Source organism: Mesorhizobium sp. M0715 (assembly GCF_040320355.1).
Lineage (GTDB): Bacteria > Pseudomonadota > Alphaproteobacteria > Rhizobiales > Rhizobiaceae > Mesorhizobium.
Genome location: NZ_JAMYPL010000006.1, coordinates 124,636 through 147,129, shown reverse-complemented (window position 1 = coordinate 147,129; position 22,494 = coordinate 124,636). Strand labels below are relative to the sequence as shown.

The 22,494-nt window shown below is 63.7% G+C and carries 21 protein-coding genes; 16 read left to right on the top strand and 5 right to left on the bottom strand.

Features of this window, described 5'->3' with window-relative positions:
* Positions 1–4 precede the first annotated feature (4 nt).
* The 3 genes from NKI21_RS09830 to NKI21_RS09820 all read right to left on the bottom strand — a co-directional run bounded on the left by NKI21_RS09830 (position 5) and on the right by NKI21_RS09820 (position 3,134).
* On the bottom strand, positions 5–946 hold the full coding sequence (locus tag NKI21_RS09830; RefSeq protein WP_023808797.1) for an alpha/beta hydrolase: 942 nt from the start codon (positions 944–946) through the stop codon (positions 5–7).
* A 10-nt stretch (positions 947–956) separates the two neighbouring features.
* Positions 957–2,105 (bottom strand): Gfo/Idh/MocA family protein, encoded by a 1,149-nt coding sequence (locus tag NKI21_RS09825; protein WP_023808796.1) that lies wholly within the window; start codon positions 2,103–2,105, stop codon positions 957–959.
* 267 nt (positions 2,106–2,372) lie between these two features.
* Positions 2,373–3,134 carry a DeoR/GlpR family DNA-binding transcription regulator gene (locus NKI21_RS09820; protein WP_023808795.1) on the bottom strand — a complete coding sequence of 254 codons (762 nt, stop codon included), beginning with the start codon at positions 3,132–3,134 and terminating at the stop codon, positions 2,373–2,375.
* A gap of 161 nt (positions 3,135–3,295) precedes the next feature.
* Between NKI21_RS09820 and NKI21_RS09815 the strand changes: the two genes are divergently transcribed.
* The 12 genes from NKI21_RS09815 to NKI21_RS09760 all read left to right on the top strand — a co-directional run bounded on the left by NKI21_RS09815 (position 3,296) and on the right by NKI21_RS09760 (position 14,907).
* Positions 3,296–4,096, top strand: a complete 801-nt coding sequence (locus NKI21_RS09815) for a beta/alpha barrel domain-containing protein (protein WP_127255183.1) — start codon at positions 3,296–3,298, stop codon at positions 4,094–4,096.
* A 3-nt stretch (positions 4,097–4,099) separates the two neighbouring features.
* Positions 4,100–5,050 carry a PfkB family carbohydrate kinase gene (locus tag NKI21_RS09810; RefSeq protein WP_352440062.1) on the top strand — a complete coding sequence of 317 codons (951 nt, stop codon included), beginning with the start codon at positions 4,100–4,102 and terminating at the stop codon, positions 5,048–5,050.
* An 88-nt stretch (positions 5,051–5,138) separates the two neighbouring features.
* Positions 5,139–6,284 (top strand): ABC transporter ATP-binding protein, encoded by a 1,146-nt coding sequence (locus tag NKI21_RS09805; protein WP_023808792.1) that lies wholly within the window; start codon positions 5,139–5,141, stop codon positions 6,282–6,284.
* A gap of 110 nt (positions 6,285–6,394) precedes the next feature.
* Positions 6,395–7,642 (top strand): ABC transporter substrate-binding protein, encoded by a 1,248-nt coding sequence (locus NKI21_RS09800; protein WP_352440061.1) that lies wholly within the window; start codon positions 6,395–6,397, stop codon positions 7,640–7,642.
* Positions 7,643–7,779: 137 nt separating this feature from the next.
* Positions 7,780–8,676, top strand: a complete 897-nt coding sequence (locus tag NKI21_RS09795) for a carbohydrate ABC transporter permease (protein ID WP_023808791.1) — start codon at positions 7,780–7,782, stop codon at positions 8,674–8,676.
* Positions 8,677–8,681: 5 nt separating this feature from the next.
* Positions 8,682–9,524, top strand: a complete 843-nt coding sequence (locus NKI21_RS09790) for a carbohydrate ABC transporter permease (RefSeq protein ID WP_023808790.1) — start codon at positions 8,682–8,684, stop codon at positions 9,522–9,524.
* Positions 9,525–9,587: 63 nt separating this feature from the next.
* Positions 9,588–10,409, top strand: a complete 822-nt coding sequence (locus NKI21_RS09785; RefSeq protein WP_023808789.1) for a sugar phosphate isomerase/epimerase family protein — start codon at positions 9,588–9,590, stop codon at positions 10,407–10,409.
* A gap of 11 nt (positions 10,410–10,420) precedes the next feature.
* The gene (locus NKI21_RS09780; RefSeq protein ID WP_023808788.1) at positions 10,421–11,497 is read left to right on the top strand and encodes a Gfo/Idh/MocA family protein; all 1,077 of its coding nucleotides are present in this window, start codon (positions 10,421–10,423) and stop codon (positions 11,495–11,497) included.
* The gene (locus NKI21_RS09775; RefSeq protein WP_023808787.1) at positions 11,497–12,315 is read left to right on the top strand and encodes a sugar phosphate isomerase/epimerase family protein; all 819 of its coding nucleotides are present in this window, start codon (positions 11,497–11,499) and stop codon (positions 12,313–12,315) included. The genes NKI21_RS09780 and NKI21_RS09775 overlap by 1 nt, the downstream gene beginning before the upstream one ends.
* Complete coding sequence (locus NKI21_RS09770; RefSeq protein WP_023808786.1) at positions 12,315–13,148, top strand: alpha/beta fold hydrolase; 834 nt, start codon at positions 12,315–12,317, stop codon at positions 13,146–13,148. Before NKI21_RS09775 ends, NKI21_RS09770 begins: the two co-directional genes overlap by 1 nt.
* On the top strand, positions 13,145–13,867 hold the full coding sequence (locus tag NKI21_RS09765; protein ID WP_352865437.1) for a ribulose-phosphate 3-epimerase: 723 nt from the start codon (positions 13,145–13,147) through the stop codon (positions 13,865–13,867). The genes NKI21_RS09770 and NKI21_RS09765 overlap by 4 nt, the downstream gene beginning before the upstream one ends.
* Positions 13,864–14,907 carry an ROK family protein gene (locus NKI21_RS09760; RefSeq protein WP_128302404.1) on the top strand — a complete coding sequence of 348 codons (1,044 nt, stop codon included), beginning with the start codon at positions 13,864–13,866 and terminating at the stop codon, positions 14,905–14,907. The genes NKI21_RS09765 and NKI21_RS09760 overlap by 4 nt, the downstream gene beginning before the upstream one ends.
* A gap of 52 nt (positions 14,908–14,959) precedes the next feature.
* Here the strand turns inward: NKI21_RS09760 and NKI21_RS09755 are convergent, their stop codons facing one another.
* Positions 14,960–16,288 (bottom strand): dicarboxylate/amino acid:cation symporter, encoded by a 1,329-nt coding sequence (locus NKI21_RS09755; protein WP_352865434.1) that lies wholly within the window; start codon positions 16,286–16,288, stop codon positions 14,960–14,962.
* 309 nt (positions 16,289–16,597) lie between these two features.
* On the opposite strand from NKI21_RS09755, the gene NKI21_RS09750 reads away from it, so the two are divergent.
* Genes NKI21_RS09750 through NKI21_RS09740 form a run of 3 tightly spaced genes read left to right on the top strand, consistent with a single transcriptional unit; the run spans position 16,598 to position 20,246 of the window.
* Positions 16,598–18,436, top strand: a complete 1,839-nt coding sequence (locus NKI21_RS09750) for a sensor histidine kinase (protein WP_352865431.1) — start codon at positions 16,598–16,600, stop codon at positions 18,434–18,436.
* On the top strand, positions 18,433–19,824 hold the full coding sequence (locus tag NKI21_RS09745) for a sigma-54-dependent transcriptional regulator (protein ID WP_352865428.1): 1,392 nt from the start codon (positions 18,433–18,435) through the stop codon (positions 19,822–19,824). Before NKI21_RS09750 ends, NKI21_RS09745 begins: the two co-directional genes overlap by 4 nt.
* Positions 19,821–20,246 (top strand): GNAT family N-acetyltransferase, encoded by a 426-nt coding sequence (locus NKI21_RS09740; RefSeq protein WP_352865425.1) that lies wholly within the window; start codon positions 19,821–19,823, stop codon positions 20,244–20,246. The genes NKI21_RS09745 and NKI21_RS09740 overlap by 4 nt, the downstream gene beginning before the upstream one ends.
* Here NKI21_RS09740 and NKI21_RS09735 read toward each other — a convergent pair whose 3' ends face one another.
* Positions 20,247–21,362, bottom strand: a complete 1,116-nt coding sequence (locus NKI21_RS09735) for an anhydro-N-acetylmuramic acid kinase (RefSeq protein WP_352865422.1) — start codon at positions 21,360–21,362, stop codon at positions 20,247–20,249. It abuts the gene before it with no gap.
* 372 nt (positions 21,363–21,734) lie between these two features.
* Between NKI21_RS09735 and NKI21_RS09730 the strand changes: the two genes are divergently transcribed.
* Positions 21,735–22,424, top strand: coding sequence for an SDR family NAD(P)-dependent oxidoreductase (locus NKI21_RS09730; protein WP_352865419.1), 690 nt, complete (start codon positions 21,735–21,737; stop codon positions 22,422–22,424).
* The last annotated feature ends 70 nt before the right edge of the window (positions 22,425–22,494 follow it).

Genomic DNA, 22,494 nt, shown 5'->3' with positions numbered 1-22,494 from the left:
GGCATCAGCTTTTCTCGAACTGGCGCCAGGCGGCCACCGCCTCGGCCACCGCTTGCCGGGCAGCGGGGATATGGCGTCCCATCGAGACGAAGCCGTGGATCTGGCCCGGCCATTGCCGCAGGATGAGCGGAACGCCCGCGGCTTGCAGGCGCGCCGCATAGGCTGCCCCTTCGTCGGCGAGGATGTCGCAGCCGGCAAGCGCCACAAAAGCCGGCGCCGCGCCGGCGAGGGCAGGCGCCAGCAAGGGCGAGACGCGCCAGTCCGTGATATCGTCGGGCGTTCGCAAATAATGGTCGCGGAACCAGGCCATGGTGGTTGCGGTGAGCCCGAAGCCGTCGCCGAAACGCCGGTAGCTGTCGGATGTCTGCCGCGCGTCGGTGTTGGGATAGATCAGGATCTGCGCGGCAAGGGACGGCGCCAGCCCATCGCGGGCGAGCAGCGCCAGCACGGCGGCGAGATTGCCGCCGGCGCTGTCGCCGGCCACACCGATGCGTCTGATGTCGATGCCGAGATCGGCGGCGTTCTCGGCCAGGAAACGAAGAGTTGCCAGACAATCCTCGAGCCCGGCGGGAAATTTATGGTCCGGTGCCAGGCGATAGTCAGGACAGACAATGACGGCGTTGCCGAGATTGGCCATCAGGCGACAGATCTCGTCATGCGAATCGAGGTTGCCGATGACCCAGCCGCCGCCATGCAAATAGAGCAGCGCCGGCGCCCCGCTTTGCGGTGCGCCGATGCCGCGATGGATGCGGAGCGCAATAGGCCCATTCGGCCCGTCGATCTGCCGTTCCTGGGTCGCAGCGACCGGCTCGTGCTCACCCTGTAGCGCCGGGAACGAGGCGTTGTAGGCAGTTCGCGCCGCCGCCACGCTGCCGGTCTCGAATGGCTCGCCGCCGGCTGCACGACCAATTTCGAGGACGCGCAGCGCATCCGGATCGAGCGTCATGATCATACCCTCAGGCCAGCAGGCTGCTCGCCTCTTCCTCGGTCAGCAGAGCCGGCTGCACGACATCGCCCGCGATGGCGACCGAGCCCTGTGTTTCACCGGAGCGCAGGATAGCCTCCATGACCTCCAGTACATGCAGCGCAAGGCTGCCGCAGGCCCGTGGGGTGTTGCCGGTTTGAAGCGAGCGCACCAGATCGGCGACGCCGAGCATGCGGTAATTGGCGCGATCGGGTGCCGCGTAAGGCCAGTTGCGGGCGCCGTAGAGCTCGCCCTCGCTGGCGAAATCCTGCCAGTCGGTGCCGCGTTCCGACAGCGACACCGTGCCGCCGAACGTGTCGGGGTCGGGCAGGCGCAGCGAGCCCTCCGTGCCGTGCAGTTCGATCGGATGGTTGGAGTGGCGAAAGACGTCCCACGAGGCGCCGAAGGTGACGGTCGCGCCGGAGCGGAACTCGAGCAGCGACAGCACATTGGTCGGCGTGCCGACCTTGAATGTGGTGTTCTTGAATGGCCCTTCGGCGGTGATCAGCCTTTCTTCCTGGCCGCGTGTCGCCATTGCCATGACGCGCTCGACCGGGCCGAGCAGATTGACCAGCATGGTCAGATAGTACGGACCCATGTCGAACACCGGGCCACCGCCTGGCTGGTAGTAGAATTGCGGGTTGGGGTGCCAGTGCTCCATGCCGCGGCCCATCATGAAGGCGGTGCCGGTGACCGGACGGCCAATGGCGCCCTGGTCCATCAACCGGCGCGCACGGCGCCCGGCAGCACCGAGGAACGTGTCGGGCGCCGAGCCGAGCAGCAGGCCGCGCGACCGCGCCTCATTGACCAGGCGCTGTCCATCGGCGGCCGAGGTGGCGAGCGGCTTTTCGGTGAAGACGTGCTTGCCGGCCGAAAGCGCGGCAAACGAAATATCGAAATGCGCCGCCGGAATGGTCAGGTTGAGGACAAGATCGATCTCGGGGTCGGCCAGCAGTGCATCGACGCCGAGTGCCCGTATGCCATATTCCTTCGCCCGCACTGCCGCCATGTCGGCGGAAATATCGGCGCAGGCGCGCAATTCGATGCCGCCGAAGAGGGCGGCATTGCGCAGATAGGTCATCGAGATATTGCCGCATCCGATGACGCCGATCCCGAGTTTCGTCATTGGTATCCCGTGCATTTTCGATCGTACCTCCCGATGCGCCATGCTCCGCCGGATTCGCCCAGCCGGCAACGGATCGCTTTCGCAAAGGGCTATACAACATTTTAAATATTGACGCGCGTAAAATTTTTATACAACATGCGAAAATGCTGGCGCGATATCGGGAGGCTGCCAGCCCTGGGAGGAGAAAATGACCGACATGAAAAAACGGCCGACCGCCGATGCGAATCCGGTGGGTCATGCGCGCATTGGGTATTTCCGTCGTGGCCAGGGACCGCGAGGGAGTCAGGCATAGATCACCTTGGCCCCGGTCCTATCAAGCTGGCTGCGTATCGCGCCGGACAGGCCATCGTCCGTGATCACGACATCGACGCTCGACAGCGAAAAGGCCTTTGAGGTCCCGCTGACGCCCCATTTGCTCGAATCCGCAAGGAGGACAACGCGCCGGGCCATGCGCACGAGGTTTCGCTTCGTTCGCGCCATGTCTTCGTTCACGTCGACCACATCCAGTGACGAGTCAATCGCATGCGCTCCAACAAAGACCTGATGCGCTACCAAGCCGCCGAGAGCCGTGTCGGCATCGGTGATCAGTGTGCTCACCGTGTCTGGATAGACCCGGCCGCCGATCATGTGAACGTCGAGCCCGGGCCGATGCATCAGATGCTGCACGATATTCATCGCCGTGGCCGCGACCACGACATTGCTGAGCGGCGGTAACAGCATGGCAACCTGCATCAATGTCGAGCCGCCGTCGAAGATGACCGATTGGTTGTCCTCGAACAGTTCTACCGCTGCCCGGGCGATGCGTTTCTTTGCATCGAGGTTCGTTTGCATCCGCCGGGCGAACGCGGCCGTGGTCGAATCCGTGGTCCGGGTCACTGCGCCTCCACGGGTCTTGGTCAGCAGTCCCTTACGGTCCAGTATCTCGAGGTCGGAGCGCACCGTGACTTCCGACACGCCAAAATCGTCTGACAGGTCCTTGATGCGAACCTGTCCGCTGCGTTGCACTTCACCCAGGATCGACTGGCGTCTCTGCTCTGACAACATGCCCTGTCCTTGCCTCCATGCGCCAAGCGATCGCCCTGGCTTCGGTTCACTCTACCAAAAATATGCGAATTCGAAAGCTTTCGAAAGATTGCATTTGTCTTTTCTTTCGCAAACACTGGGTCCAGGATTTTGAAATCAATCGATTGGAGAGTTTTGGACTCATGAGCCTCGGAACCAAGGTGCGCCTGGCGCGCCTCTTCTCACATCCGTCGGGGAATCTTTTTGGCGGCGCGGTCGACCACTTTGTCGGCTATGGCGACGTGCGCAAAGGAGGTCTTGCCGACCTGCCGGGCGCGCTTGCACGCGTCATGGTAGGCAAACCCGACTACGTCAGCATCCAGCCTGGCACTGCGCGCCATCTGTGGCCGCAATACGCGGGCAAGGCTTGCCTGGTGATCCAGGCCGGCTGCTTCACCCCGGACGATCGCATCAGTGAACTAATTGCAACGCCCGAGGATGCGGTGCGCGCTGGCGCCGATGCGTTGGCCGTGGCCATTCCGGTGCGCGGCGCGACCGAGGGCAAATACATACGCTGGCTGACCGATTCGGTGAATGCGGCGGCCCGTTACGGCATGCCGGTGGTGGCGCATATCTACCCTCGCGATTTCACCGACGGGGCAAAAATCGTCTTCACCCCCGACGAGATCGCCTATGCGGCACGCATCGGCTACGAGTCCGGCGTCGACGTGATCAAGATCGGTTACACGGGCGATTTCGAGTCGTTTCGAGAGACCGTTCGGACCTGCCCGGTGCCGGTTGTGATCGCCGGCGGTCCGAAGACCGACACGCTGCTCGGCGCCCTTCAGCAGACGGCGGACGCCATCCGTGCCGGCGCGCGCGGTGCCGTGGTGGGCCGCAATCTCTGGGGGCACGGCGATCCGGAAAAGGCAGCGATCGCCTTTCGAGGCGTCATCCATGACGGCCTTTCGGCGCAAGACGCCTTGGCGAAGGCGGGTGCCTGAACGATGCCCACCGTCCCTTCAATCCTCGGCTTCGGAGCTATTGCGATCGACGACATCGTCTATGTCGATCAGCCGTTGTCGGCGGGCAAGGGGAAGGTTCTGCAAAGTGCCCGAGCTTTCGGAGGAAATGTCGCGACGGCACTTGCCGCCGTCGCGCGGCTCGGCGGAAGCGCCGGGTTCGTCGGATGGCTGGGCAATGCCGCCGACGACGCCGTGTTGTGCGATCTCGTTGCGAGCGGCGTTGAAACCGCGTTCGCGCCGCGCCACCCGCACGCGCGCCCGGTGCGCTCGCGGATCACCGTCGGTTCGGATGGCGAGCGATTCATCGCGTATGACGACGAAGCGATGCTGGGCACCGCGCCGGACTTTCCGGACGAGGTTCTCAGCCGCGCGACAGTCCTGATCGTCGACAGTTACGGGATCGGGTCGCTGGATGTCGTGGCCCGGGCTCGCGATCTCGGCCTTGCGATCCTCGGTGATGTCGAATGGAGCCACGGCCCGGCCACCGAGAGACTGATCGGGCTCTGCGACCATCTCATTCTTCCGCTCGGCTTTGCGCGGACCGCCACCGGCCGCCGGTCGCCGGCCGAGATACTCGACGCATTGTGGTTGCCGTCGCGGTCCGCCGTGGTTCTGACGGATGGCGGCAGGGGCGTCTTCTATCGCGGACGCGACCAGACAGGGCTCTGGCACCTGCCTCCGCACCGGGTTGCCGTCGTCGACTCGACCGGCGCCGGTGACTGCTTTCATGGCGCCTATGCCCTTGCATTAACGCGCGGGGCCGACACCGCAGGCCGGGTCGCATTCGCGGCTGCGGCGGCGGCCCTTTCGATAACCGGGCGGGGCGGACGCGAGGCGCTTCCGACCAACGACCAGGTCATGGAACTTCTGGCATCGACGAAAGCGCCGTCGGCAGTCGAACTGAAATATGCGCGGCTCGATACCGGAACTTAGTCCGAACTATCCGAGGAATATTTCGCAGGTGAACATAAGCCGAGGACAATCATAAAAATCAGTGGCTTAGACTTGTGGAGGGAGGAATATGGCAGAAGTCGTTCTTGAGAATATCTGCAAGACATACGGGAACAATTTTCACGCAATCGACCAATTGAACCTGTCGGTCAAGGACGGCGAGTTTTTGATTCTCGTCGGGCCGTCCGGCTGTGGCAAATCCACCGCGCTGCGGATGATCGCGGGATTGGAGGACGTCACCAGCGGCAGCCTTCGGATCGGCGGAGTCGACGTTGTCGACATGCCGCCCAAGGACCGCGACATCGCGATGGTCTTCCAGAGCTACGCCCTCTACCCGCATATGACGGTGTTCGAAAACATCGGCTTTTCGATGCGGCTGGCGGGCAAGCCGAAGGCCGAGCGCAAAAAGCGCGTGGACGAGATCGCCAAAACCCTTCAACTGACGTCTCTGCTGGACAGCAAGCCCGCGAACCTTTCAGGCGGACAGCGTCAAAGGGTTGCCATGGGCCGCGCCATGGTGCGCGAGCCGGCAGCCTTTCTCATGGACGAACCCCTTTCCAATCTGGACGCGAAACTGCGCGTTCAAATGCGCGCCGAAATCACCAGTTTGCAAAAGCAGCTCGGCGTAACGACCATATATGTGACCCACGACCAAACCGAAGCCATGACGATGGGCGACCGGGTCGCGGTGTTGAAAGGCGGCGTGCTGCAGCAGGTCGACACACCCAAGAGGCTCTATGAATCGCCGGTGAACGCCTTCGTTGCCGGCTTCATCGGGTCTCCTTCAATGAACCTTTTCGAGGCGACCCTGACGGGCGACGAACTGATGTCCGGCGCCTTAGCCATCCGGCTGCAGGATGCAGCCTTCGTCCGCAGGCCGGACTTGAGGTCGTATGCGGGGCGCAAGGTCGTGTTCGGGATACGACCGGAGGATCTCTATGACAGCAGCCTCGAATCCGGCCGCAAGTATCAGACGATACCGGCAAAGGTGACCTCGATCGAAGAACTTGGATCCGAACAAATCGTCCATCTCGACATCGACGCGGTCCGGGTGGACTCCGGCGACCCCGACGCGGTGCAGGATTTCGGCCTGGCGTCGAATGCGGTGGCGAAATTCGAACCGGTCAGCACAGTCCGCTCCGGCTCGGAAATCAGGTTGGCCCTGGATGATACCAAGCTCCATTTCTTCGATCCCGAGACGCATCTGGCAATCTGAATATCAGCGATAAGACCCGCGGGTGAGGGTGAGGCACCTGCATAAGAAGACTTGTGAATAACCAGACGATCGGCCGCATTGTGCGGTCGAATATAAAGAAGGAGGAGAAGATGACGTTTCGTATAAAACCCGCGATGCTGAAAATAGCCGCAGCCGCATGGTTGCTTGGCGCAACCGGCGCCATGGCGGATACGACGCTGGAATTCACCCAATGGTGGGAGCCCGAATTGCCGGCTGGCTCGCTCAGGGCAATCATGGATGACTTCGAGGCCGCAAATCCAGGAATCAAAGTGACGCTGGTCAGCGGCCCCTACGCGACCACGCGCGACCAGATCTCGGTTGGTGCTGCAACCGGAACGCTCAGCGACGTCGTCGGTCTCGACGGTGCCTGGGTGAACAATCTGAATGCGCAGAGCGCACTCGCCGACATGAATCCGATGATGGATGCGAGCGGTTTCGACAAGAGCCAGGTCGCGGACATCGTCAAGGTGGACGGCAAGGCGGTGATGTTTCCCGTGGCTTCTTTCGTCTATCCGGTCTTCGTGAATTTGGACCTCGCCGCCCAGGCAGGCGTGACCAAGCTGCCGTCGACCCGTGCGGAGTTTCTCGAAGCCGCCAAGAAGATGACGATCGCCGACAAGAACCAGTATGGCTGGGTGCTGCCCCTCTCGCTGCAAACGCCATCCGGCGTCCAGAACGACATGATGTCGTGGGTTTGGGCTTCGGGTCAGTCGATGATGGCGGACGGCAAGCCGGACCTTGAGGGCAAACCGGTGGTGGATATGCTCACCTTCGTCAAATCTCTCAACGACGCCGGAACCATCTCGCCCGGCATCGCCACCAAGACCGAGCAGGAAAAGGTCGAGGAGTTCGTCAACAACCGCGTCGGGATGATGATCGACTCGCTCGCGCATGTGAACCTCATCCGTAAGCGCAATCCCAAGCTGAACTTCGACCTCATCCCGGTCCCGGTCGTGGAAAACTATACCGGCAAGCGCGGCCTTCCCTATGCCTCCTGGGGCATCGGCATCTCTGCTGCCTCGAAACATCAGGAAGAGGCCTGGAAACTCGTCCAATATGTGATGAGTGAAAAGGTGAACGCCAAGCTCGTATCGCTTGCAAACGCCTTCCCGGGCAACGTCAACGCCCAGCCCGATTTCGTGACCTCGGACAAGGCTTTCGGCAAGGCTTTTGAAATCTTCAAGACCGGTTATCTCGCCAATGAGTTCACGGGCCTGCCGGTGGCAGAAGACCTGATGACCCAGTTCGACGTGCAAGCTCAAAAGATGCTCGCCGGCGAGCAATCTCCGGAACAAGCCGCAGCCGCCGCTCAGAAGGGCTGGATGGCGAAATTCTGATCGGCCTGTTCCCGTTTGCTATCTTTGACCGGGTGGCCTGACTTCGGGCAGGCCACCCGGCAACAACGGATCGGCAATTTGAGTGGACCTGTTTTTGAAGCTTACCTTCTCTTGAAGGCGTATCCCAAGGTTGGCACATGACCCGGCAAAAGCGCTCCCACCATAAGCTTAAACGAGCGGTCGCACCCTACCTCTATCTGTCGCCCTCGCTGCTCATAATCGGGCTTCTGATGCTGCTGCCGATGGTGACGGTGATTGGCTACTCGTTCCAGAACAGCGCGGTGCTGCGTCGTGACCCATCCTTTGCCGGACTGAAACACTACCAGGCGATCTTCGACGACCCCGTGTTCTGGGCTTCGCTGTGGCACACGCTCTACTTCACATGCATGAGTGTCATTTTCCACATGACCATTGGCATGGCCTTCGCGCTCATGCTGAACAGCGACCGCATCAATCCGACGCTGCGCAATATTCTGCGCGTGCTCTACATATTGCCCTGGCTGTTCACCGCGGTGATTATCGCCGTGATCTGGCGCCTGCTGCTTGAGCCGAACGGTGTCGTGAACAGCATACTCATGCAAATCGGCATCATCGGTTCCAAGGTCGAATGGTTTTCCTCGCCTGAGACCGCGCTGCACGCCGTCACCTTCGCCAATATCTGGGCGGGCTATCCGCTCTTCATGGTCAGCCTGCTCGCGGGTTTGCAGGGCATTCCCAAGGATTTCTACGAGGCCGCCGATATCGACGGGGCGAAAGCCTACCAGAAGCTGATCTTCATCACCATTCCGCAGCTGATGCCGATCATCATCAGCATCTCGCTGCTTGACTTCATCTGGACCATGCAGGTCTTCCCATTAATCTGGATAACGACGGGCGGTGGCCCGATCTACTCGACCGAGGTCCTCAGCACCTACACGTACAAGCTGGCGTTTTCGAGCTACAACCTGTCGCAGGCTTCGGCGAGCGCTGTGGTCATCTTGTTGATCTCTCTCGGCCTGACGCTGTTCTATATTCGCTATCAAAAGGCTCGGTAGTCATCATGAGGAAAAGGCATACGCCGAAAGACAGGCTGATCACCGTCGCGCTCCATGTAGCGCTTGCAGCGGGGCTCTTTTTCGCGGCATTTCCGATCTACTGGATGCTGAGCAGCTCGTTCAAATCGAATACCGAAATCTTTGCCCTGCCACCAACCATCCTGCCAAAGGCGTTTACGCTGGAAGCGTATGCAGCCATCCTTGGCGACCCGGTAAAGCTGCGCTTCTTCTTCAACAGCTATTTCGTGGCGGGAGCGGTGACTGTGCTGACGGTGCTGATCGCCCTGCTGGCGGCCTACGGGTTCAGCCGCTTCAACTTCCGCGGCAAGGGCAGCCTCAACACAATCATCATCAGCACGCAGACGATTCCGCCGATCACACTTTTGATCCCCTTCTTCGGGCTCGTCGTCTCATACGGCATCTTCGACACCTATGTCGCACTGATCCTGACTTATCTGGTGTTTACGCTGCCCTACGCGATCCTGCTAATGACGGGGTATCTGAACACCTTGCCCCGCGATCTCGATGAAGCTGTAGCCGTCGATGGCGGCACCAGTTGGACAGCGCTTTGGCGGGTGATAGTCCCGATTTCACTGCCTGGCATCGTGGCGACGTCAGTCTACACCTTCCTGTTGTGCTGGAACGAATTTCTCTTTGCGCTGACACTGACGAAGTCAACGTCCATGCGCACCGTCCCGATCGGCATCCAGCTGTTGATGGGGCAGCACGCCTTCGAATGGAACCAGATGATGGCAATGAGTGTGCTCGGCTCGCTACCGCTCTTGCTCATCTACCTCGTTGCCCAGAGGTACTTCCTCGCCGGCATGACCGCGGGCTCGGTCAAGTAGGACGTCCATCCGACGGCGACGCAGGGTGGCATCAAGCAATAGGCGATACCAAGGAATGAAAGGATGAACGTGAAAGACCTCAAAGTCGGCTGCCAGACCTTCACCTGGGAAATGCTGGGAGACCGGTTCACCGGCGGCCCCGACGATCTGCTGAAGGCGATCTCTGACGGTGGCTATGCCGGCATCGAGATCACCGACACCATGATCGGACATTATGGCGACAAGCCGGAGGAGTTCGCCGCCGCGCTGAAGGCGTCGGGGCTGACGCTGGTTTCCTTCGCCTTTGGCTCGAACAGTGGTTTTACGCTGAAGGAGGAGATCGGCGCCGATCTCGAGACCGCCAAACGCTGGATCGACTTCGCCGCCGCCTTCCCTGGCGCGCTCGTGTCGATGGGCTCTGCGACGGTGGTCTCCGACGGTCCGCGCGACGACAAATTCGCCATCGCCGCAGAGGTCTACAACGAGGCTGGCGAGCTTGGCCGCAAGACCGGCGTCCAGGTCGCGGTGCATCCAAGCTCGCACCACAACACGCTGCTGTTCGACCGGGCCGACTACGACACGATCTTTGCCTTGCTCGATCCCGATCTGGTCGGTTGGGTGCCGGATACCGGCCATATCCTGCGCGGCCACAAGGACATGGCCGACACGCTGCGCACCCACCGCGACCGCATCCGCTACATCCACCTCAAGGACGTCGATGCCAACGGTACCTGGGCCATGCTTGGCAAGGGCGTCTGCGACACGCCTGCGGTCATCGAGATCGCCGGCACCGCACCGCGCTTCAATGGCTGGCTGGTGCTGGAGGAAGAATCCGAAACGGCCGCCGCCGATCCCGCCGGCGCGGTCAAGACCAACCGCCAGACGATGCGCTCCTACGGCGCCTGAAGAACGAGACGATGATCAAGAAACAGGACAGACGCCTCAGGGTCGGCGTGCTCGGCTGCGGCCCCATCGCGCAGTTCGCGCATCTGGAATCCTGCGCCAAGGCCGGCAATGCCGACCTCTACGCCATCTGCGACGCGGCACCCGATCTGCTTGCGCGCATGGGCGCGACCTACGAGCCGCAGAAGATGTATTCCGACTATGAGGCAATGCTCGCCGATCCTGAGCTGGAAGCGGTGATCGTCGCCACATCGGACGCCTATCACGTGCCGATGTCGATCAGGGCGCTCAACGCCGGCAAGCATGTTCTCTGTGAAAAGCCGATCGGCACCTCGGTTGAGGAAGGCGAGGCGCTGGCCGAAGCGGTCAGGCGCTCGGGCAAGATCCTGCAGGTCGGGCACATGAAGCGCTTCGATCCGGCACTGGAGGCGGCGCGCGACTTCGTTCGAGACGAGATCGGCGAAGTGCTGGCGCTGAAGGCCTGGTACTGCGATTCCACCCATCGCTACACCAACACCGATGCCGTGCAGCCGCTGCCCGTCACCAGCAGGCTAGCCAGGAAGCCAGCGGGAAATCCCAAGGCTGATCTCAGGCAATATTTCATGCTGGCGCATGGCTCGCATCTCGTCGACACGGCGCGTTTCCTGTGTGGCGAAATCCTTGCGGTCCGCGCGCGCCTCAACGAGCGTTTCGGCGCCTATTGCTGGTTCGTCGAGACCGAGTTCGCCAGCGGCGCGCTCGGCCATCTCGACCTGACGGTTGCCGTGCGCATGGACTGGCACGAAGGTTTTCAGCTCTATGGCGAGAACGGCTCCGTTATCGCCAGGACATTCAACCCTTGGTATTTCCGCGCCAGCGAGGTCGACATTTTTCATGAGAAGGACGCGACATCGCGCCGGCCGCTCGGCGCCGATGGCCATTTCTTCCGCCGCCAGCTGGAAGGTCTTGCCGACACGGTGCTGAACGGCGCGCCGATGCGCGGCGCCAATGTCGAGGACGGCATCGGCTCGATCCGCGCCATGGTCGCCATCGCGCGTTCGGTGGTATCAGGCGAGCGAGTCGAACTCGCCTCGGTTTCGGGGGCGGTGTGATGCGTCTCGGCATTTTCGCCAAGACCTTTGCCGGCACCGACCCGGCCGCCGTGCTGGCTGCGGTGAAGCAGTCGGGATACGAGACGACGCAGCTCAATCTGGCCTGTGCCGGCCTGCCGTCGATGCCGGATGCTGTGCCGGCGGACGCCATCGCCTCCATCCGCACCGCAGCGCAATCGAGCGGTGTCTCACTTGCAGCACTTTCGGGCACCTACAACATGGCGCATCCCGACAAAGCCGTGCGCGACGATGGCCTTCGGCGTCTCGCCGTCGTCATCGAGGCTGCTGCTGCCCTCGACATCCCGCTGCTCACGCTCTGCACCGGCTCGCGCAACGCCGCCGATCAGTGGGCCTATCATCCCGACAATGCCGATCCGGCCGCCTGGTCCGACATGGCCGCCGAGATGGCGAAGGCGCTGGCGTTGGCCGAAGGTGCCAATGTCGATCTCGGCATCGAGCCTGAGCAGGCCAACATCGTCACCTCGGCCAGGGATGCGACCCGGCTGATCGCCGAGATGGGATCGAAGCATCTGAAGATCGTGCTCGATCCGGCAAACCTGTTCGAACACGCCACGCCCGGCGAGGCGCGCGCCATCGTTGCCGCCGCGATCGACGAGGCCGCCGGCCACATCGCCATGGCGCACGCCAAGGACCGCTATAGTGACGGCCGCTTTGCCCCATCAGGGCAAGGCATCGTCGATTTCCCGGATTTCGGCGCGCGGCTGAAGGCAGTCGGCTTCGAGGGATCGCTCGTCACCCACGGGCTGTCCGCCGACGAAGCCCCCGATGTCGCCGCCTTTCTACGAAGGCTCCTCTGATGGGCGCCGCCCCGACGATCCTGCTCCGCGACGATGCAGCGCTTCGTGTCTTCGACACGGGGCAGGGCAGACTTCCCGTCGTCTTCCAGCATGGCCTCGGCGGTGACGCAGCGCAGGTCGCGCAGAACTATCCCGACAGCCCGTCATACCGCCGGCTGACCGTCGAATGCCGCGCGCAGGGCGGTTCCGGCGCCGGTAGCAAGCGCCCGTTTTCGATCGCGATGTTCGCCGATGATGTGCTGGCCGCCGCAGATGCGGCCGGCCTCGACCGTTTCGTCGCCGGCGGCATTTCGATGGGTGCGGCCATTGCCTTGCAGCTTGCCGCCCGCCACCCGGACCGCGTCCTGGGTTTGGTGCTTGTTCGCCCTGCCTGGGCTTTCGACGCGGCACCGCAAAACATGCGCCCTTACGTGGAAGTGGCGGAGCTCATCCTCAGCCGTCCTTTATCGGAGGCGCGAGATATCTTCGCGGCGTCCGCGACGGCCGCCCGCTTTCGCACCGAAGCGCCGGACAATCTTGCTTCCCTGCTCGGCTTCTTCGCGCGCGAAAACGCACCCGTCTTCGCCGAGGTGATGCAGCCGATCGCAGAGGATGGACCTGGCGTGACGCGGGCAGCGGCCGCTAGCCTTGCGTTCCCTACGCTCGTCATCGGCAGCGGCATCGATCTCGTCCATCCGCTGGCCGCCGCCCGCAGCCTCGCCGACGCCATCCCCAATGCGACCTTTGCCGAGGTGACGCCGAAGGCCACCGACAAGGAGCGCCATTTCGCCGAGATCCGCGCCGCCATCGGCAGCTTCCTCAAAGATCGTTTCAACAACCAGGACCAGTCATGATCTCGAAACCTCTCTCAGGCCCGGCCGCCATCGCCGCATTGCCGCGCGACCGGATGATCGCCGAATTCTCGCTGTGGTCGGCCAACCTCGCCAATTTCGAAAACGACTTGAAGCGCATCGAGCCCTATGTCGATCTTCATCATATCGATGTGGCGGACGGCCACTTCGCCCCGTCCTTCCTGTTCTTTCCCGATCTTGTCGCCCGCATCGCCGGGCTGACGGCGAAACCCATCCACGTCCATCTGATGGTCGATGAAGCAATCGTCGAGGCGCAGACGCGCCAGTTCATCGAGGCCGGCGCCGACATGATCAGCGTCCATGCCGAGAATGGCGAGGCCGGATTGCGCGCCGTGCGGCTGGCGCGGGAGCTCGGCGCCGAGGCCGGCGTCGTACTCAGGCTGGAGACGCCTGTGGAAGCGGTGACGGCCTTTGCCCCGGAAGTCGCCTTCGTGACGCTTCTTGGAACCGCAATCGGCGTCAAGGGACAGAGCCTGTCGGACAAGGCCTGCGACAGGCTGGGCGCTGCCCGCGCCATCCTGAGAAAGGCCGGCCGTGAGGCACAGGTGGTTCTGGCGGCCGATGGCGGCATCCGCCACGAGACCGTGCCGTCGCTGCGTGCCGCCGGGGCTGAAACCGTGGTTCTCGGTTCGCTCGCCTTCGGTGACAAGGACCTCGCCGGCCGCCTCGGCTGGCTGCACGGCTTGAAGGTCGCGGCATGACATCAGAAGCCGCCCTTGCGATCGATCTTGGCGGGACGGAGCTTCGTGTCGCCCTGGTCGACCGCGACGGCAAGATCCTGGCATTCGCGGCGGTGCCGACGCAGGCGCAGGCCGGTCCCGATGTGGTGATCGGCCAGATCGAGGCGTTGGCGGCGACAGTCCACGCCGAGGCGCCGGCACTCTCGATCGTCGGCGTCGGCGTCGGTGCGCCGGGACCGCTCGATCCGCTGGCCGGCATCGCCGTCGGCCCGCCGACACTCGCCGGCTGGCTGGACGTGCCGCTTGCCGACATCCTCGAGCGGCGGCTCGGCCTGCCGGTGCGGCTGGAGAACGACGCCAATGCCGCGGCGCTCGGCGAATGGCGTTTCGGTGCCGGCCATGGTGCGGGCTCGCTGGTCTTCGTCACGGTTTCCACCGGCATTGGCGGTGGTGTCGTCGTCGACGGCCGCATCCTGCATGGCCGCCGTGGCCTTGCCGCCGAGATCGGTCACATGACCATCACCAATGAAGGCGAGCGCTGCGTATGCGGTGTCGTTGGCTGCTTCGAGGCCATCGCCTCGGGAACGGCACTTGGCCGCCGCGCCAGCGCCGCCACGGCAGCCGGAGACGGCTCTACCTTGCGACGCTTGTCAGCGGACGCGGAGGTAACCGGCCGCCATGTCGTCGAGGCGGCACGGCTGCAGGACGCTCTTGCCTCGGCCTTGCTGGAGGAGGAAGCGCGCTGGCTGGGTGTTGGCTTCACCAATCTCCTGCATCTCTATTCGCCCGATGTGCTGGTCGTTGGCGGCGGCATCGCCAATGGGCTCGACCTGATGCTGCCGACCATCGAGGCGACCATCAGGCAACGGGCCATGCGCGCCTATCGCGACGTGCCGGTCGTTCAGGCCCAGCTCGGCCGCCATGCCGGGCTCGTCGGCGCCGCCAGCCTTGTGCTGTTCGACGACGGCGGCACTTTGGCAGCCCGCATGCCTGTTGGCCCAAGCACGTTTCCGGACACCGCTGAGCAAGACCGGCACGGTCTGACGTTGCGACCTGCATGACAAAGGCCAGAGGCAGCACGCCTCCGGCCTTTTACGCATTGACCGCGCGTCATTACTCGGCGGGAACAACGTCCGCCGGCAGGCTATCGTCGGCCGTGCCCGCCAGCGCCCTCGCCAGCTTGGCCTCGTCGAGTTCGCCTTCCCAGCGCGCCACCACCAGCGTGGCGACAGCATTGCCGACGAAGTTGGTCAACGCCCGGCATTCAGACATGAAGCGGTCGACGCCGAGGATCAGCGCCATGCCAGCGACCGGCACCGCCGGAACCACCGAAAGCGTCGCCGCAAGGGTGATGAAGCCGGCCCCGGTGATGCCGGCGGCACCCTTGGAGGAAAGCATGGCCACCAGCAGCAGCAGGATCTGGTCACCCATCGACAGGTGGATGTTGGTCGCCTGTGCGATGAACAGCGCCGCCAAGGTCATGTAGATGTTGGTGCCATCAAGGTTGAAGGAATAGCCGGTTGGGATGACCAGGCCGACCACCGAGCGCTTGGCGCCGGCCTTCTCCATCTTTTCCATCAGCGAGGGCAGGGCGGCTTCAGACGAGGAGGTGCCCAGCACCAGAAGCAGCTCTTCCTTGATGTAGCGGATCAACGACAGGATGGAGAAGCCGTTGTAGCGGCAGACCGCGCCCAGCACGACGAACACGAACAGAAACGAGGTCACGTAGAAGGTGCCGACCAGCATGGCGAGGTTGATGACCGCGCCGATGCCGTATTTGCCGATGGTGAAGGCCATGGCGCCGAAGGCGCCGATGGGGGCTGCCTTCATCAGCACGCTGACCAGCTTGAAGATCGGTGTCGTCAGCGCCTGCAGGAAGTTGAGGACGGGCGTGCCCTTGTCGCCGACCAGCGCCAGCGCAATGCCGAACAGCACCGAGAAGAACAGCACCTGCAGGATGTCGCCGTCGGCGAAGGCGCCGACGATGGTCGACGGGATGATGTTCATCAGGAAGCCGGTGACCGACTGGTCGTGCGCCTTGGCGGCGTAGGTGTTGACGGTCGAGGCGTCGAGCGTCGCTGGGTCGATGTTGAAGCCGGCACCCGGCTGCACGACATTGGCGACCACGAGGCCGATGATCAGCGCCAGCGTCGAGAAGGTGAGGAAGTAGAGCATCGCCTTGCCGGCGACACGCCCGACCTTCTGCAGGTCGCTCATGCCGGCTATGCCCGTCGTCACGGTCAGGAAGATGACCGGGGCGATGATCATCTTGACCAGCTTGATGAAGGCGTCGCCGAGCGGCTTCATGCTCTCGCCGACGGACGGATAGAAATGGCCGAGCAGGATGCCGACGGTGATCGCGACGAGCACCTGCACGTAGAGCTGGGCATAGAAAGGCTTGCGCTGCGCGGAAGACGCGCCTGAATGGTCTGCGATGTGCATCGAACTCTCCCTGGCCGGATAGGGCGGAATGCACCGCCCTGCGTGACTTCTCCCATCGCGGCGTTCCGGTCGCGCGCCGCTAGCCAGGACTTTTGCAAGCGTCGTGCCAGATCGGGGAAAGGCTGGAATCCCGGCAATTCCGCCTTTGTCAGAGGCCATGCGGGCAATGCCTGTGCGGATTTCCGCACAGACGGCGTTTGCCTGGGCGGATTTTCGCATTACACTGGCCGCAAGGCTGCGAGCAAAAGGAGAGGGCAGACGCTGCAAGCAGGCACCGATAGCGAACTCCAAGGGTTTGCCGGCCGTGAGTTGCTGCGTGAGGCGGTGGCCCGGCTGCGCAATGGCCGCTGGCTTGTCGTGCTCGTCGCGCTTGCCGTCCTGGCCGGCGCGATCGTCATCGCCGGGCGCATTGCCTCCGGCCAGGCTGCCGGCAATCTGCGTGACACTGCACTTGCCGCTCTGCCGCTGGCGGCCGGAACCCTGACCGGCGAAATCGAAAAGCAGCGTCTGGTGCCGTTGGTCCTGGCCCGCGACGATGCGGTGCGCGGGGCGCTGCGCCGGGCCGGAAAAATGCAAGAAGCGGCCCTCAACGAGAAGCTCAAGGCGATCGCCGGCGATGCCTCGGCGTCCGCCATCTATGTCATCGACACGGCGGGCATCGCCATATCAGCCAGCAATGCCGGCGAGCCGACCAGCTTTGTCGGCATCGACTATAATTTTCGTCACTATTTCAGGGAGGCGATGGCCAACGGCGCCGCCAGCCAATACGGACTCGGCACGATCAGCGGACGGCCGGGCCTATACCTTTCGAGCCGCGTCGACGATAACGGCAAGCCGCTTGGCGTCGCGGTGTTGAAGGTCGAGCTCGACGGCGTCGAAGCCAATTGGCGCTCCAGCGGCTTCCTCGTTTTCGTCACCGACGAACACGGCGTCGTGCTTGCCACCAGCCAGCCCGAATGGCGGTTTCACGCGCTGGCGCGGCTCTCCGCCGAAGACGCCGCCGCCGCCCATGACCAGCTTCAGCTGGCCGATGCCGGTTTCGAACCCCTGCCGATACGGCGCGGCGCCGGGGACGGCCTGGCGACAATCGACAGCGCCGGAAAACCGCGCCAGTTCGTCGAGGTGGTGCAGGATCTGCCCGGTGCGGTTCCCGGCTGGCGTCTCTGGCTGCTGACGCCTGCCGACGCTGCCCTCTCGTCTGCCGCCAATACGGCGCGCCTGACCACGGTGCTCGGGCTGCTGCTGACGGGCTTGCTTGCCTACGTGCTCACGCGCCGCCGGCGCACGCGCCGGCTGAGGCAGGAAGCGCTGGCGCGCATGAATGCCGAACTGGAGAGCCGGGTCAGCACGCGAACGGCCGAGCTGACACGCTCCAACACCGCACTTGCCGGTGAAATCGCCGAGCGTGAAAATGCCGAGGCCAAGGTCCGCCGGTTGCGTGACGACCTCGCCCAGGCCAACCGGCTGTCCATCCTCGGCCAGATCGCGGCCGGCGTGGCGCATGAGATCAACCAGCCGGTCGCCGCGATCCGCACCTATGCCGAGAACGCCGGCCGCTTTCTCGACAGCGGCAAGACCGAACCGGCCAGCGGCAATCTGACGTCGATCGTGTCGATGACCGAACGCATCGGCGCGATCACCAGCACCTTGCGCACCTTCGCCCGCCGGCCAGGCGTCGCCGCCTCGCCATTGCCGGTGCGCGAGGCGATCGACGGTGCGCTGTCGCTGCTGTCGGGGCGCATCCGCGATTCCGGCGTGACCATCGTCAAGCCGCGCGGCAATGCCTCGCCGGTGGTCATGGCAAGCCGCATCCGGCTGGAGCAGATCCTCGTCAATCTGTTGCAGAATGCGCTCGACGCGATGAAGGACCAGCCCGCCCCCCGCATCGAGATCGAACTTGCCGAGCGTGACGACAGGGTGCTGATTTCGGTGCGCGACAACGGTCCCGGTCTCGGGCCGGAAGCGGCCGGCAATCTGTTCATGCCGTTCCAGACCACCAAGGAGAAGGGGCTTGGCCTCGGGCTGGTGATTTCGCAGGAGATCGCCCAGGAATTGGGCGGCACGCTGCGGCTCGATCCCGGCAGCGCCAGCGCCTCCGGCAATGGCAGCGGCGCATCCTTCACCATCGATCTGAGGCGAATAGAATGAACGAGGGATCAGGGCTGGTCGCGCTCGTCGATGACGATGCAGACCTGCTGCACGCCACCACGCAATTGCTCGAGCTTGCCGGCTTCACCGTGGCCGCACTCGATGCCGCCGAGGCAGCACTTGCCGTCGTCGACAGGGCCTTCGAAGGTGTGGTGGTCAGCGACATCCGCATGCCGGGCATGAACGGGCTGCAATTGTTCGATCGCATCAAGGCGATCGATCCGGATATACCCGTGATCCTGGTCACCGGGCATGGCGATGTCGATCTCGCCGTGGCTGCGCTCAAGGACGGCGTCTATGATTTCATCCCGAAACCCTATGCCGGGGACCGCCTTGTCGAGGCGCTGAAGCGGGCGAGCGAGAAGCGGCGACTGGTGATGGAAAACCGGCGGCTGCGCGAAGCGGCGGCACTGGCGGCCGACGGCCTGCCGTTGATCGGCGAGGCGCCTGCCATCAAACGGTTGCGCGAGACCTTGCGCCAGATCGCCGACATGGATGTCGATGTGCTGGTCGAAGGAGAAACGGGAACCGGCAAGGAAGTGGTGGCGGACCTCCTGCACAGATGGGGCCGGCGCCGCGCAAAACCCTTCGTCGCGCTGAATTGCGGCGCACTGCCGGAAACCGTCATCGAAAGCGAGCTGTTCGGCCACGAGGCGGGTGCGTTCACCGGCGCGCAGCGGCGACGGATCGGCAGCATCGAGCATTCCAGCGGCGGCACGCTGTTTCTTGACGAGATCGAATCCATGCCGCCGGCGCTCCAGGTCAAGCTGCTGCGCGTGCTCGAAACGCGCAGCCTCACCCCGCTTGGCTCGAACGACATCAGGCGCATCGACCTGAGGGTCGTCGCCGCGACCAAGGTCGATCTCGGCCGGCCGGACCAGCGCGGCGATTTTCGCGAGGATCTGTATTTCCGTCTCAACGTGGTGACGCTGCGCATCCCGCCCCTGCGCGAACGGCGCGGCGACATCCCGATGCTGTTCGGGCATTTCCTCGGCAAGGCGGCGGAACGGTTCGGCCGGTCGGTTGCGAAGGTGAATGCCGCGGTCAGCGATCATCTCCAGTCGCATGACTGGCCGGGCAATGTGCGCGAGCTCGCCCATTTCGCCGATCGCGTCGCACTTGGTCTCGGCCCGGACGATGAGGTGAGGGCGGTTCCCGCGCACGTGCCGGAGCCGGAGGCAGCATTACCCGAACGGGTCGGCCACTACGAGGCGCAGCTCATCCGCGATGCGCTGCGCGACCATGGCGGCGACGTGCGCGGCGCCATCGACGCGCTCGGCGTGCCGCGCAAGACTTTTTACGACAAGCTCAAGCGCTACGGCATTGCCGCGTCCGAATTTCGCAATGGCGGCGATGCCGATCCACAACCTGTCTCGGGAAAGCGATGAACACGACACTGGAAACGACGGCAAATCCCTCGCCGGAGGAACTCGCCTTTCTCGGCGAACGTCTGACGGCGTTCAACGACGGCGATGTCGGTGCGTCCGAAAGAAAGGCGCTGGCCGTGTTCGTGCATGACGAGGATGGCGTGGTCGTCGCAGGCATTTCGGGCTACACCGCCTGGGGCTGGCTTTATGTGCAATGGCTCTGGGTCGATGAGCGGCTGCGTGGCCAGCATATGGCTGGCCAGATGCTGGATGCCGCCGAACAGGAAGCCATGGCGCGCGGCTGTCAAAACGCCTGGATCGACACCTTCAACCCAAACGCCGCCAAGGTCTATCAGCGCCAAGGTTATCAGCCTTTTGGCACGCTTGCCGATTTCCCTGTCGGCCGCAGCCGCATCTTCCTGCAGAAGAAGCTGGCTGGCTGATTACCCTGCGAGTTTTCCGCCGCGCATCGGCTGCGGTGCGCCGGTCGTGCTCGGGAAACTGATAGGCAGGCCGCGCAGCACGCGAACCGCGAGGAAAGCAAAACACTCCGCCTCCACCGCGTCACCGCTCCAGCCGAGGCTTTCGGCCTCCACCACTTCGACGCCGGCGCGGCTGGCCAGCATGGCCATCATGGTCGGGTTGTGGCGACCGCCGCCGCTGACCACCAGCTTTTTCGGACGGCTTGGCAAGAGGTCGAGCGCCTTGCCGACGGCGCCTGCGGTGAAGGCCGTCAGCAGCGCCGCGCCATCCTCGGCGTCCAGACCCTCCGCCATCGCGGCGCCGAAGTCGAAACGGTCCAGCGATTTGGGATAGGCTTTGCTGAGATAAGGGTGCTGCAACAGCTTGGCGAGCCGAGCCTCGTCGACCGTTCCCGCACGGCCAAGCGCGCCATCGCGGTCCATCTCGCCGAGCCCCTTCAACTTGATAAAATCGTTCAGCGGCGCGTTGGCCGGTCCAGTGTCGAAGGCGATGACATTGTCGGCGCCGTCCCACCAGGTGACGTTGGCGACGCCGCCCAGATTGAGCACTGCCACCTCGCCGCTGGCGCCGGCGCTGCGCATCAGCGCGGTGTGATAGGCTGCGGCCAGTGGCGCGCCTTGCCCGCCGGCGCGCATGTCGGCCGAACGGAAATCATAGGCAACCTTGGTGCCCAATATGCTGTGCATCAGCTCGCCATCACCAAGTTGCCTTGTCTGGCCGAGACGTCCGATTTGCGGCGCGCGATGCAGCACGGTCTGGCCGTGAAAACCGACGATGCCGATATCGGCCATCGTCATGCCATAGCCTTCGACCAACTCCTTGACGGCCGCCGACTGCGCGCGCGTCAGGGCTTGCTCTGCGGTGCGGAAGATCGCCGGCTCCGGCCCGACGAAATTCCACGCCCGCGCCTGCGTCAGCGTTTCTTCCAGCAGGGAGCGGATAGATGGGGGATAGGGCATCAGCCGATATGTGCCGAAATCCTCGATCTGCTCGCCATCGGTCTTGATCAGCGCGACGTCGATGTTGCCGTCCAGCACCGTGCCGGTCATCAGGCCGATAGCCCAGATTGGTTCCATGGTCGTTTCCTCGTTGAGCATGATCTTTTCCGAAAACCGTTTCCCACTTTTCGGGACCATGCTCCAGTCCCCATTGATGAGATCGCCGACAGCTTTACGAAGCCTAACGATTCTACCGTCAAAATGTCGGTCGGATGAATCCGGTTGGCGGGCAAGGTCCAAGCCTTGCCACTTTCGAAGTGGCGGTCTCGTTGCTGAAGGCCGAGCGGCCTTCGTAGCGCCACAGGCGATGCTGGACCGCGCAACGCCGGTTCTGCGGTCGTTTGGGCTCAACACAGCGGCAATGCCACCTCTTGCCTATCATGCGCGAAGGCGCGACCTTGCTCGATCTGGCGAAACGCTTCCGCCGAAATCCGCAAGGGAGAGAAAATCATGACATCCGATGTGGCCGTTATTGCAGGCGCGGGCGCTGGTCTGAGCGCCTCGCTTGCGCGCCTTCTCACCCGGGAAGGCTTTCGCGTGGTTCTGGCCGCCCGCAACGTCGAGAAGCTGGGCGCTCTGGTCGATGAGACCGGTGCGCTGGCCGTTGAGACGGATGTCGCCGACGCTGCGTCCGTCGCCAGGCTGTTCGACACCGCCGACAAGGCCGGCCCGCTGGCGCTCGTGGTGTTCAACGCCAGCGCACGCACACGCGGCCCGATCGCCGAGCTCGATGCCGAAGCGGTCAAACAGGCATTGCTGGTCGGCGCCTATGGCGGCTTCCTGGTCGGCCAGCAGGCGGCGCGCCGGCTGCTTGTCCGGGGATCCGGTTCGATCCTGTTCACCGGCGCCACCGCCAGTGTGAAGGGCTTTCCCGGCTCGGCCGGCTTTGCCATGCCGAAATTCGGCCTGCGCGGCCTGGCGCAGTCCATGGCCCGCGAACTCGCCCCGAAGAACATCCACGTCGCCCACTTCATTATCGACGGCCAGATCGAGGCGCCCGGACAGGCAGCCGATCCCGACCGACAGGACCGCCGCCTGTCGCCGGACGCTATCGCCGAGGCCTATCTCACAACCCATCGCCAGCATCGCAGCGCCTGGAGCTCGGAGCTTGAGTTGCGACCGTGGATTGAGACGTTTTGACAGTAAAGCTGATCGCCTGAGGGCCAGCTGATCGGCGGGCGGGAAGTATCGCGATCCTTCCGCCATTCCT

What these genes read in the sequence shown, in the direction of transcription:
- NKI21_RS09740 (WP_352865425.1), top strand. Translation starts at nt 19,821, where the DNA reads ATGAACACGACACTGGAAACGACGGCAAATCCCTCGCCGGAGGAACTC.
- NKI21_RS09760 (WP_128302404.1), top strand. Translation starts at nt 13,864, where the DNA reads ATGACATCAGAAGCCGCCCTTGCGATCGATCTTGGCGGGACGGAGCTT.
- NKI21_RS09775 (WP_023808787.1), top strand. Translation starts at nt 11,497, where the DNA reads ATGCGTCTCGGCATTTTCGCCAAGACCTTTGCCGGCACCGACCCGGCC.
- NKI21_RS09830 (WP_023808797.1), bottom strand. Translation starts at nt 946, where the DNA reads ATGACGCTCGATCCGGATGCGCTGCGCGTCCTCGAAATTGGTCGTGCA.
- NKI21_RS09820 (WP_023808795.1), bottom strand. Translation starts at nt 3,134, where the DNA reads ATGTTGTCAGAGCAGAGACGCCAGTCGATCCTGGGTGAAGTGCAACGC.
- NKI21_RS09800 (WP_352440061.1), top strand. Translation starts at nt 6,395, where the DNA reads ATGACGTTTCGTATAAAACCCGCGATGCTGAAAATAGCCGCAGCCGCA.
- NKI21_RS09815 (WP_127255183.1), top strand. Translation starts at nt 3,296, where the DNA reads ATGAGCCTCGGAACCAAGGTGCGCCTGGCGCGCCTCTTCTCACATCCG.
- NKI21_RS09735 (WP_352865422.1), bottom strand. Translation starts at nt 21,362, where the DNA reads ATGGAACCAATCTGGGCTATCGGCCTGATGACCGGCACGGTGCTGGAC.
- NKI21_RS09810 (WP_352440062.1), top strand. Translation starts at nt 4,100, where the DNA reads ATGCCCACCGTCCCTTCAATCCTCGGCTTCGGAGCTATTGCGATCGAC.
- NKI21_RS09765 (WP_352865437.1), top strand. Translation starts at nt 13,145, where the DNA reads ATGATCTCGAAACCTCTCTCAGGCCCGGCCGCCATCGCCGCATTGCCG.
- NKI21_RS09745 (WP_352865428.1), top strand. Translation starts at nt 18,433, where the DNA reads ATGAACGAGGGATCAGGGCTGGTCGCGCTCGTCGATGACGATGCAGAC.
- NKI21_RS09780 (WP_023808788.1), top strand. Translation starts at nt 10,421, where the DNA reads ATGATCAAGAAACAGGACAGACGCCTCAGGGTCGGCGTGCTCGGCTGC.
- NKI21_RS09785 (WP_023808789.1), top strand. Translation starts at nt 9,588, where the DNA reads ATGAACGTGAAAGACCTCAAAGTCGGCTGCCAGACCTTCACCTGGGAA.
- NKI21_RS09790 (WP_023808790.1), top strand. Translation starts at nt 8,682, where the DNA reads ATGAGGAAAAGGCATACGCCGAAAGACAGGCTGATCACCGTCGCGCTC.
- NKI21_RS09825 (WP_023808796.1), bottom strand. Translation starts at nt 2,105, where the DNA reads ATGCACGGGATACCAATGACGAAACTCGGGATCGGCGTCATCGGATGC.
- NKI21_RS09730 (WP_352865419.1), top strand. Translation starts at nt 21,735, where the DNA reads ATGACATCCGATGTGGCCGTTATTGCAGGCGCGGGCGCTGGTCTGAGC.
- NKI21_RS09795 (WP_023808791.1), top strand. Translation starts at nt 7,780, where the DNA reads ATGACCCGGCAAAAGCGCTCCCACCATAAGCTTAAACGAGCGGTCGCA.
- NKI21_RS09755 (WP_352865434.1), bottom strand. Translation starts at nt 16,288, where the DNA reads ATGCACATCGCAGACCATTCAGGCGCGTCTTCCGCGCAGCGCAAGCCT.
- NKI21_RS09805 (WP_023808792.1), top strand. Translation starts at nt 5,139, where the DNA reads ATGGCAGAAGTCGTTCTTGAGAATATCTGCAAGACATACGGGAACAAT.
- NKI21_RS09770 (WP_023808786.1), top strand. Translation starts at nt 12,315, where the DNA reads ATGGGCGCCGCCCCGACGATCCTGCTCCGCGACGATGCAGCGCTTCGT.